Annotated in this window: 9 protein-coding genes; 5 read left to right on the top strand and 4 right to left on the bottom strand. The window is 64.1% G+C overall.

Annotation, left to right across the window (positions count from 1 at the left end; all coding sequences use genetic code 11):
• Nucleotides 1–101: 101 nt before the first annotated feature.
• The 3 genes from QZY03_RS25155 to QZY03_RS25145 all read right to left on the bottom strand — a co-directional run bounded on the left by QZY03_RS25155 (nucleotide 102) and on the right by QZY03_RS25145 (nucleotide 3,067).
• Nucleotides 102–2,297, bottom strand: coding sequence for a hypothetical protein (locus QZY03_RS25155; protein ID WP_295585704.1), 2,196 nt, complete (start codon nucleotides 2,295–2,297; stop codon nucleotides 102–104).
• A 96-nt stretch (nucleotides 2,298–2,393) separates the two neighbouring features.
• On the bottom strand, nucleotides 2,394–2,822 hold the full coding sequence (locus QZY03_RS25150; RefSeq protein WP_295585702.1) for a type II toxin-antitoxin system VapC family toxin: 429 nt from the start codon (nucleotides 2,820–2,822) through the stop codon (nucleotides 2,394–2,396).
• Between the two features lie 2 nt (nucleotides 2,823–2,824).
• Nucleotides 2,825–3,067 (bottom strand): AbrB/MazE/SpoVT family DNA-binding domain-containing protein, encoded by a 243-nt coding sequence (locus tag QZY03_RS25145; protein ID WP_295585700.1) that lies wholly within the window; start codon nucleotides 3,065–3,067, stop codon nucleotides 2,825–2,827.
• A 450-nt stretch (nucleotides 3,068–3,517) separates the two neighbouring features.
• Here QZY03_RS25145 and QZY03_RS25140 point away from each other — a divergent pair, with 450 nt between their 5' ends.
• The 5 genes from QZY03_RS25140 (at nucleotide 3,518) to QZY03_RS25120 (ending at nucleotide 8,352) form a co-directional block, all read left to right on the top strand.
• Nucleotides 3,518–3,778: a hypothetical protein gene (locus tag QZY03_RS25140; protein ID WP_295585697.1), complete on the top strand. Its 261-nt coding sequence runs from the start codon at nucleotides 3,518–3,520 to the stop codon at nucleotides 3,776–3,778.
• Nucleotides 3,779–3,912: 134 nt separating this feature from the next.
• Entirely contained in the window at nucleotides 3,913–5,517 is a 1,605-nt protein-coding gene (locus QZY03_RS25135) for an arylsulfatase (protein ID WP_295585695.1), read from the top strand.
• Between the two features lie 106 nt (nucleotides 5,518–5,623).
• Complete coding sequence (locus QZY03_RS25130) at nucleotides 5,624–6,481, top strand: hypothetical protein (protein ID WP_295585693.1); 858 nt, start codon at nucleotides 5,624–5,626, stop codon at nucleotides 6,479–6,481.
• Entirely contained in the window at nucleotides 6,478–7,257 is a 780-nt protein-coding gene (locus QZY03_RS25125) for a DUF4239 domain-containing protein (protein ID WP_295585691.1), read from the top strand. The genes QZY03_RS25130 and QZY03_RS25125 overlap by 4 nt, the downstream gene beginning before the upstream one ends.
• A 120-nt stretch (nucleotides 7,258–7,377) precedes the next feature.
• Nucleotides 7,378–8,352 carry an HAD family hydrolase gene (locus QZY03_RS25120; protein ID WP_295585689.1) on the top strand — a complete coding sequence of 325 codons (975 nt, stop codon included), beginning with the start codon at nucleotides 7,378–7,380 and terminating at the stop codon, nucleotides 8,350–8,352.
• Between the two features lie 267 nt (nucleotides 8,353–8,619).
• On the opposite strand, the gene gloB is transcribed toward QZY03_RS25120, so the two are convergent.
• A complete protein-coding gene (gloB, locus tag QZY03_RS25115; RefSeq protein ID WP_295585687.1) occupies nucleotides 8,620–9,399 on the bottom strand; it encodes a hydroxyacylglutathione hydrolase in 780 nt (259 codons plus the stop codon).
• Nucleotides 9,400–9,564: the final 165 nt, after the last annotated feature.

The following is a 9,564-nucleotide window of genomic DNA, read 5'->3' as shown; positions in this document are numbered from 1 at the left end:
CGATCAGGCGCTTAGCGATATCCTAGGTTCGGTAGGCGAAAAGTACAGTATCCAATTCGCTCATTGCTGATAGAGGGCTACAGATATTTCACTTGAAGTACTTACGCCAAGAGTTCATCCCCGCTGACGTTCCGTTTTCCGGCTGGAACATCGGCAACGCCGAGTGCCTTGAGGACCGCCTCGTCTGAACGATGCTGCTCCAGATCGATCAGCACATGGCGGTTACATTCTGCCTGGTCGGTCTCGCTAACAATGCGCCCGGACAACAGAACCGCATCCGGGGATTGCCAGGTCTCATCCTGTCGCCGCACGCGAATGTCCTCCCGGCGTTTCTTTGCAAAGGCAACGCGATCACCCTCGGCTGCGCATCGCAGGGTTTCCCAGAAGCTGCGCCATTTTTCATCCGATGCTTCCGATCCTGCACCGGTAGCCGCGCTCAGCGCCTGCTCGATCACGAGCCGCCAGTCATCATCCAAAATGCTCTTTACACAGAGCACTTGGGCCAGAATATTTAAGGAAACCTTGTCGGAAACCAAGGCGTCCGCAACACATGGCTGATCGGGAACGACTTGATCTTGCCGGCCAATCACAATCTTGTCTGGGTTGCAAAGGCGATCATCGCGGCTTGGTATAATCGTCAGCCTTGGTCGCATCCAATTCCATTCATCTGCCTTGCGTGATTGAGCAAAATCCCGGGCGAGGGTGAGTACCGACTTCGCCGTATCGATATGGGTGGATGCGATCTCTTCGAACCACCGGGCGGCAGATCCGACCGCAAGGCACGGTCTCTGGTCCTCCGCATCGGGGGATTTTGGCAACGGGCATGGCACCCGAGGCCGAGGGGTTGATCGCAGACCGGGGATAGAAATAGGTTGCCCCACGCTGGGCACCACAGCATGAGCGACGCTCACCTTGCCAAGACGCTTGGCCAATTCGACCAAGCGCGACTTGCGGTCGCCCTCGATACAGGTCGGATGTACCCACCGGACGAGCGCGTCCTGACTCGCGAGCCCACTCCAACGCACCAGTAGATCCCTTTCGTCCACAGGGTGGCGCCACAGGTCACGACCCGAGCGCAGCGTCGCAGCCCCGTCCGGGATCACCGCGCTGTCCGCGATCCGCTCCCACAGGGCCTCAACCAAGGTCGCCGCCGGCTCGTCCTGTCGGCTCAGTTGACGCGGGAAATAGTCGAGCATCCGCCCTGGGTCCGAGGCGTCCGCCAAGCTGGGCAGGGTCTCGGCGATGAGCCGGGCGGCCTCGCCCATCAGGGACTGGTTCCACTCGCCGCTGATGATGGACTTGCGGTCGCTGTTGAGCTTCCAGGGGGCATTGAGGATGCCGGGAATCCGGCTCTCGGTCTCGGTGGGAAAGAAGGCCCAGAACCGCCCGGCCTCTTCGCGCTTGGCGTCCAGCGGGATGGCCCAGGCCAGCGGCACGGCATCGCGTTGGTGTAGATGGGTCGCGTCGCTTCGCGCATCCGCGTCGGTAATTCGAATCTCCCTTTCGATGACACGCCAACGCGAGGCGCCTTCGCCATCGGCAAGTTCGATGTGCTCACCCTGTGCTCGGCGGGTGAGTCGCCGCGCATCGTCGTTCCCGGGATTGAGAACCAGGGTCACCGGGACGGGTAGGAACAGTAGAAACTGAGTTGGAAAACGCCGAATCTCCTGCTCGATATGGGACAGCATCCTGGGTTCGCGAATCTCCGCTCGCACGACGGTCGTAGCCCAACGGAAGTCATTGAGTCGAGGGTCGGCCTGCTCTCCCTGCTCGCGATCCTGCGGCCAGGCGAGACGCAGTGCGGGCGCGTCATGGTCAGGCGCCAGGCAGCAAGCCTCGCGGATCGTCTGGCGGCACCGGTCGGGGTCGAATTGGAGCGACACGCCGCGGCTGAAAATGTCGATCTTGCCACCGAGCCGCAGCAGTGACTTGAAGCCGATACCGAAGCGGCCGATCTGGTTGCTGCGCTTGGGCGATGAATGCGATAGCAGCAGCGCCTCGATGCCGTCCTGGCTGAGCGGCGCACCGGTATTGGCGACATAGAGCCGATCCCCGCTCAGTAGGACGTGAATCCGGGGCTCCTGGTCGCCCGCTGGGGCGCCAGAATCGGACGGGAACGCATCCGCCTCCGAGATTGCGTCGGCGCCGTTCTGGACCAACTCCACGATCTGCCGATACTCATACCCCCCTCCCAACACCGACTCTTCGATCTTGAAATGCTCGCGGATATCCTCCGGCATCGTTCGGTAAGTCTGCAAACGGCGTTGGCGCCATTGTTCAATGAACGCTTCAAGCATATTCGACTCCGTGAATCGGTCGCTGCATTTCGGCAAAGGAATCCGGTCTGAAAGCGGACGCTGCGGTCGGTTGAGCGCGATCGGCCTTGGTACCGATCATTTCGGCGCGGGCGCCGGATTATCCAGCCAATTCTCCACCCGCAGCTCGGCGACCCGCGAGAATTCGTCCACATTGTCGGTGACGACGGTCAGCCCGCGGGCCAGGGCGTGCGCGGCGATCAGCAGGTCATTGGGTCCGATGGGCGTCCCGGCCTGCTCCAGCTGGAGCCGGATTTGGGCGTAGGTCAGATCGGCTCCGGCATCCAGGGGCAGCACTGGCATCGAAGCCAGCAGGGACTCAACCTTTTCGCTCAAGGTGTCGGAGCCGAGCTTCCGGGCGCCGAAGCGGAGTTCCGCGGCCACGAGGATGCTGGTGCAGACCGTTGCGTAGCCGCGCCGGGCGAGCATCGCTGCGACCGACCCCTGCGGCCGACGGATCAGCGCGGAGAGGATGTTGGTGTCGAGCAGGTAGCGCAGCCCATCCATGGCTAGAGGTGGATGTCGTCCAGGGGCAACAAGCCCTCGTCAACCGCCGGCAGGGACTCGTCGAGCGGCGTCCATCCGGCCAGCAGGGTGGCGAGGTCTGGACGGCGCTTCACCGGCTCAACGATCAGGCGCTCGCCGTCCTTGCTGACGATCGCCTCGTCCGCGTCGAGTTCGAACCCCCGTGGGATGCGCAGGGCTTGATTGCGACCGTTGCGAAACAGGCGGACATGGCGTTCAGTCTGCATGGGTCATCGATCCGGAGCGAAAGGCATAGGCGCTAGCATAGGCGAAGCGACCGGACTACGCGAGATGTCGGCGATCACGGCTGCGGCAGATCAGCCGCTGCGCAAGCGGCGAGGGAATCGGCCCTATGCCTTCCTGTGCCCAAGAGTGCGTGACGGTCCAGTCTGCTCGGACGTCGTCGAATCGTTCGATGGTGCGGCGGTCGAGCCCCGGCCCGCGGGATGCGGTGAGTACTCGAACCGCATCGATCACCCAAGTCACGGAGCCACATCTCACGATATGTCGTGAGCTACGATATTTCGCGACCCGCATCGTTGAATGTCGTCGCTTCGCACCCCGAGACGGCGCTCACGCGGCACCCCCGGTTGACCCTTTCAACTTTCGTCTCAGTCGGTTGCTTCATTCCGAGCGTTTCTGTCGGCATTGGCCCGATTCCTGCCTTGAGTCAGCGCATGACCTTTCGGATCACACGTATCGACGACCAACGGCGAACGACCCTCAAGGTTGACGGGCGGTTACAGGCCGACGGACTCGCCGAGTTCGAGCGGACCTGTGGTGACCCGTCCGCCAGGCTGACCCTGGATCTGCACGGCTTGCGCCAAGCGGACGAGGCGTCCTTGGCCTTGCTGCGACGCCTGCGGGCGGCTGGGGTGACCTTCGAGGGTCTGTCGGCCTACCTGACCCTGCGGCTCGGTCCCGTGAGCCCGGAGTAGAAACGCGGTACGTAACGCGAGCCCCGGTCGCTGGCGACGCGGGTTTCCAGGGCGCGCCAGGCAGGACCAGACCGACGCCCGTAGGCGGCCAAATCCGATGACATCCATTCAACAGCAACAGAGGACAGAGGAAGATGAAGCAACGACCAACCGAATCTACTGCCCCGCGGGTCCGCCCGGGTGACCGGCGCGGTCTGACCGCGCTGGTCTTGACCCTGATGACGCTCGGCGCCGCGCTCGCCGTCATCAGTCCCGCGGGCGCGGCCGACAAGCCCAACATCCTGGTCATTTGGGGCGACGACATCGGCACCTGGAACATCAGCCACAACAACCGCGGCATGATGGGCTACCAGACACCCAATATCGACCGGATCGCCAACGAGGGCGTCGGCTTCACCGATTACTACGCGCAGCAAAGCTGCACGGCGGGCCGCGCGGCCTTCATCGGCGGGTCGGTGCCGGTGCGTTCCGGCATGACCAAGGTCGGCATGCCGGGTGCGAAGGAAGGCTGGCAGAAGACCGACGTCACCATGGCCACGGTGCTGAAGAGCCAGGGTTATGCCACCGGCCAATTCGGCAAGAATCACCAGGGCGATCGTGACGAGCACCTGCCCACCCTGCACGGCTTCGACGAGTTTCTCGGCAATCTGTATCACCTCAATGCCGAGGAAGAGCCGGAGAATACGGACTACCCCAAGAATCCGGAATTCAAGAAGAAGTTCGGACCGCGCGGCGTGCTGCACACCTGGGCGGACGGCCAGGGCGGGCAGCGGATCGAAGACACGGGCCCCCTGACCAAGAAGCGCATGGAGACGATCGACGATGAAACCGTCGCCGCCGCCATCGACTTCATCACCCGCCAGGCAAAGGCGGAGAAGCCCTTCTTCGTCTGGTGGAATGGGACCCGCATGCACTTTCGCACCCATGTGAGGCCCGAGCATCGCGGCATCTCCGGACAGGACGAATACAGCGACGGCATGGTCGAGCATGACGGCCAGGTCGGGCAATTGCTCAAGGCCATTGATGACCTGGGCCTGGCCGACAACACCATTGTCATGTATTCCACGGACAACGGTCCGCACTACAACACCTGGCCGGATGCCGGCACCACGCCCTTCCGCAGCGAGAAAAACTCGAATTGGGAAGGCGCCTATCGCGTACCGGCCTTCGTGCGCTGGCCCGGCCATTTCCCGGCGAACACCACGTTCAACGGCATCGTCGCCCACGAAGACTGGTTGCCGACCTTCGCCGCGGTCGCGGGTGCACCGGACATCAAGGAGCAGCTGCGCAATGGCACCGACCTCAACGGCCGCCACTACCGCAATTATCTCGATGGTTACAACCAGCTCGATTACCTCAGCGGGAAGGTCAAAGCATCGCCGCGCAACGAGTTCTGGTATGTGAACGACGACGGTCAGGTCGTTGCCGCCCGCTACCAGGACTGGAAGGTGGTCTTCCTGGAGAACCGCGGAGAGGCCTTCGGGGTCTGGCGCGAGCCCTTCACGGAACTGCGCGTTCCGCTGCTGTTCAACCTGCGCCGTGATCCATTCGAGAAGGCCCAGCACAACTCCAACACCTATAACGACTGGTTCCTCGACCGTCCGTTCGTGATCGCACCAATCCAGGCCATGGCCGCGCAGTTCCTCATGACGATGAAGGACTATCCGCCAAGCCAGACCCCGGGTTCCTTCAACCTGAGCAAGATCGAAGAGCAGTTGAATCGACCGGTGGGCAATTAGGCACCACCGGCGGGACTGGGCAGCCGCCCAGTCCCGAATTGTTTCATTTCCATCCTGGTCGCTAGGATCGCCTCGACAACGACAACGACAACGACGATGACGTCATATGACTGAAGTCTTGCTCCTGTTACTCAAACTGTCCGTCGCGGCCATCATCCTAGCCATCGGCATCGACAGCACACCCAGGGATATTGCCTATCTCTGGCGCCGACCCATGCTCCTGCTGCGTTCGGTGATCGCCATGTATGTACTGGTACCGCTGGTCGCCCTGACGCTCGTCACCCTGCTGACCCTCCCGCCGGGAGTCGAAATGGGTCTGCTGGTGCTGGCGGTCTCGGCCGGGGCACCACTGCTCCCGCGCAAGCTCCTGAACATCGGTGATGGGGCCTACATCTTCAGCCTGGTGGTGACCACCAGCCTGTTGGCGATCGTCCTGGTCCCCGCCTGGCTGGCGCTGCTCGGCCCCTGGTTCGGCTACCCGGTCCAACTCCATCCGGAGCGGGTCGCATGGGTGTTCGCCAAGACGTTCTTCCTGCCGCTCGCCTTGGGCATGCTGATTCGGTGGCGGTTCCCGGCCTTTGCCGACCGGTTCGGGGATCGCCTCATGGCCATTGCGGGACTGCTGTTGACCGTCTGCGCGCTCTTACTCCTGATCCTGCACTGGGAGGTGCTGCTCGATGTCCAGTGGTCCGGCATGCTGGCGCTGGCCGGACTGATCCTCGCCGCACTCTCGATCGGACATCTGCTCGGCGGTCCGGCCGCGGAGGATCGCACCGCACTGGCGATTGCCTGCTCGACCCGCCACCTGGGGATCGCCATCCTGGTGGCGTCCGCGCTTCCCGGTCCGCGTACCGCGGTCATCGTCGCCGCCTATATTCTGACTTCCGCGGTCATCTCAATTCCCTATTTGCGCTGGCGTCGCGGCAGTGCGTCCCCATCGACCCGACCCGGAACCTCACCATGAATGCCATACTGATCGCCGCAATCCTTGCGGTTCTTCTATTTGTTGGTATCGTGGCGATGCTGGAATTGGGCCGGCGGCTCGGTATTGCGCGACTGGCCAGCGATCCCGTGGGTGCGCAGACCGGGACCGGCGCCGTCGAGGGCGCGGTCTTCGCGCTGGTGGGTTTGCTGATCGCCTTCACCTTCTCGGGGGCCGCGTCGCGCTTCGACGCGCGGCGTGACCTGATCGTTGCGGAAACCAACGCCATCGGGACCGCCTGGCTGAGGCTCGACCTGCTCCCCGCCGTCGCCCAACCGGCCATCCGCGCCAGCTTCGTGCAATATCTGGATTCCCGGCTGGCGGTCTACCGCAAGCTGACGGATCTCGATGCAGCGCACGCAGAACTGGCCAAGGCGACGGCCTTGCAGGCGACGATCTGGGCGCAAGCCATCGCCGCGAGCCAACGGGAGGGCGCCTCACCCGATGCCGTCAAGCTGCTGTTGCCCGCGCTCAACGACATGTTCGATATCACCACCACGCGGACGATGGCGACACAAACGCACCCGCCCTACGTCATCTATGCCATGCTGATTGCCTTGGCACTGGCCAGTGCACTGCTGGCCGGCTTCGGTATGGCCGGCAGCAAGTCGCGCAGTTGGCTCCACATCCTCGGTTTCGCGGGTGTGATGGCGGTGGCGGTTTACGTCATTATCGATCTGGAATTCCCCCGGCTCGGTCTGATTCGTGTCGATACCTTCGACCAGGCCTTGGTGGAGTTACGGGCCAGCATGAAATGACTGATCTGATCGCCATGCTGCGCTACGGCAAGCGGCCCGGTGAGCCAGGGCGCGCGCTGATCCAGACCGGCAAGGTCACCTGGAAGTTCACGTCCCCCACGGGGCAATAGGAGACATGCAATGCACCGACTTTCTCTATTCGCCGCCTTGGTCCTCGCAGCCCTGTCCGTGGCCGCTGACCCGCTACCCTCCTGGAAGGACGGCCACGCCAAGCAGGCCATTACCAGCTTCGTCACCGACGTGACGAACGCCGGGAGTCCGGACTTCGTGCCCCCGGCCCAGCGCATCGCCGTCTTCGATAACGACGGGACCCTGTGGGTGGAGCAGCCCATGTACACCCAACTCGCCTTCATACTGGATCGGGTGAAGGCCCTGGCGCCCTCGCACCCCGAATGGCAAGCGCAGCAGCCTTTCAAAGCTGCCCTGGAGGGCGACCTGGCAACCCTGGGGGCCGCTGGGACCGAGGGACTGCTGCAACTCGTGATCGCGACCCACAGCGGCATGACCAGTGCCGAGTTCGAGACCATCACCTTGGACTGGATCGGTGCTGCCCGCCACCCGCGCTTCAAGCAGCCCTATACCCAAGTCGTCTTCCAGCCCATGCTGGAACTGCTGGAGTATCTGCGCGGGAACGGCTTCAAGACCTTCATTGTCTCCGGCGGCGGCGCCGACTTCATGCGCCCCTGGTCCGAGGCGGTCTATGGCGTCCCGCCGGAGCAGGTGATCGGCTCCCAGATCCAGCTTGCCTTTGAGATGCGAGACGGCAAGGCGGTGGTGGTGCGTGAGCCCAAGGTGGCCTTCATTGATGATGGGGCCGGCAAGCCCGTGGGTATTCAGCGCCACATCGGTCGCCGGCCCATCCTGGCCTTCGGCAATTCCGACGGGGACCTGGAGATGCTGCAATGGACGACCGGCGGGGCGGGGCGTCGGCTCGGCCTGATCCTTCATCACACCGATGGTGAGCGGGAATACGCCTATGATCGCAAGAGCCCATTCGGGCGGCTCGCCAAGGCAATGGACCTCGCGCCGCAGAACGGCTGGGTGCTGGTGTCGATGAAGGACGATTGGTCACAGGTGTTTGCGCCGGCCCCTTGAGCCGGCCCGTTGCCAGTCATCCTGCGATTGCATCCGGGAGGCGGCCAGACTGCGGTCCCGGCCGCCACCGCCCCCATACCCATGCAACACGCAGGACCCCCAGCACACCCCCGTCATGCGGCAGTATCTCCGCTTGCAGGCGAACCCAGGGAAGCATAGGGCTGGTGGCCTGACGAAGCGAGATGGCTTTGGCCGCTTTCCTCACGACCTTGCTGCTCAAGCGCCGTGTGCCGGGCGTGCCGCGGCCCGATCACGCGCGATCCGTGCTCAATCGTACTTGGTGTCCTTCCACTGTCGCAGGGCGGTGAAGACCGCCGCGTGGCCGACGAGCGGGTGCCCGGCGAAACGCTCGGCCGCGGCGATGACGCCCGGCTCGCCGGTGCGCAGGAAGGGGTTGGTGGCGAGTTCCTCGGCCAGGCTGGAAGGGACCGTCGGCAGACCGGCGGCACGGGTCGTCTCGGCGGTCTGGGTGCGGGCGCGCAGGGCCGGATTCTCCGGCTCCACCCAGCGGGCGAAGCCGAGATTCGCCAGGGTGTATTCGTGTGCACAGTAGCAGCGGGTCGTCGGGTCCAGGCCCGCGATGCGCCGCAGCGAGGCGGACAACTGCGCGAAGGTGCCGTCAAAGACCCGGCCGCAGCCGCCGGCAAAGAGTGTGTCCCCGCAGAAGAGCGCGCCGTCGGCCAGGAACGCGATATGACTCGCCGTGTGACCGGGGACCTCCAGCACCCTGAAGCGCGTGTTCAGACCCGGCGGCTGCACCTGATCGCCCTCGCCGACGCTTTGGGTCAGGGCGCGGATACGCGCGTCGCGCGGACCGATGACGGGGAGACCAGGGAACGCCTGGCGCAATTCATCAAGCCCGCCGACATGGTCGCCGTGATGGTGAGTCACCAGCACGGCGGTGAGCCGCAGTCCCGCGACGGCCAGGGCTTCCAGCACCGGGTCTTCGTCTCCCGGGTCCACCACCACGGCGTCGCCGCCGGGCGGTTCGGTCAACAGCCAGATGTAGTTGTCGTCGAAGGCGGGGAGTGGGCGGATACTGAGCATGGTCGGGCAGCCTGGCGATGGAGACGGTTGCACAATACGGCCCGATGCCGTCAGCCTCAAGCGCACGTGACCGCGCGTGCGCTCCGGCGACGTTCGGGCTCAGGTGATTTGCGGAACACCGGATACCACCCATCATCGGCTCGGGTGTAGGTGCGACTTCAGTCG

The sequence above is a fragment of the uncultured Lamprocystis sp. genome (genome assembly GCF_903933125.1).
In the GTDB taxonomy this organism is placed as follows: domain Bacteria; phylum Pseudomonadota; class Gammaproteobacteria; order Chromatiales; family Chromatiaceae; genus Thiodictyon.
Note: the sequence above shows the minus strand (reverse complement) of the source record. Positions and strands in the feature narration are given on the sequence as shown.

What these genes read in the sequence shown, in the direction of transcription:
- QZY03_RS25155 (WP_295585704.1), bottom strand. Translation starts at nt 2,297, where the DNA reads ATGCTTGAAGCGTTCATTGAACAATGGCGCCAACGCCGTTTGCAGACT.
- QZY03_RS25150 (WP_295585702.1), bottom strand. Translation starts at nt 2,822, where the DNA reads ATGGATGGGCTGCGCTACCTGCTCGACACCAACATCCTCTCCGCGCTG.
- QZY03_RS25145 (WP_295585700.1), bottom strand. Translation starts at nt 3,067, where the DNA reads ATGCAGACTGAACGCCATGTCCGCCTGTTTCGCAACGGTCGCAATCAA.
- QZY03_RS25140 (WP_295585697.1), top strand. Translation starts at nt 3,518, where the DNA reads ATGACCTTTCGGATCACACGTATCGACGACCAACGGCGAACGACCCTC.
- QZY03_RS25135 (WP_295585695.1), top strand. Translation starts at nt 3,913, where the DNA reads ATGAAGCAACGACCAACCGAATCTACTGCCCCGCGGGTCCGCCCGGGT.
- QZY03_RS25130 (WP_295585693.1), top strand. Translation starts at nt 5,624, where the DNA reads ATGACTGAAGTCTTGCTCCTGTTACTCAAACTGTCCGTCGCGGCCATC.
- QZY03_RS25125 (WP_295585691.1), top strand. Translation starts at nt 6,478, where the DNA reads ATGAATGCCATACTGATCGCCGCAATCCTTGCGGTTCTTCTATTTGTT.
- QZY03_RS25120 (WP_295585689.1), top strand. Translation starts at nt 7,378, where the DNA reads ATGCACCGACTTTCTCTATTCGCCGCCTTGGTCCTCGCAGCCCTGTCC.
- gloB (WP_295585687.1), bottom strand. Translation starts at nt 9,399, where the DNA reads ATGCTCAGTATCCGCCCACTCCCCGCCTTCGACGACAACTACATCTGG.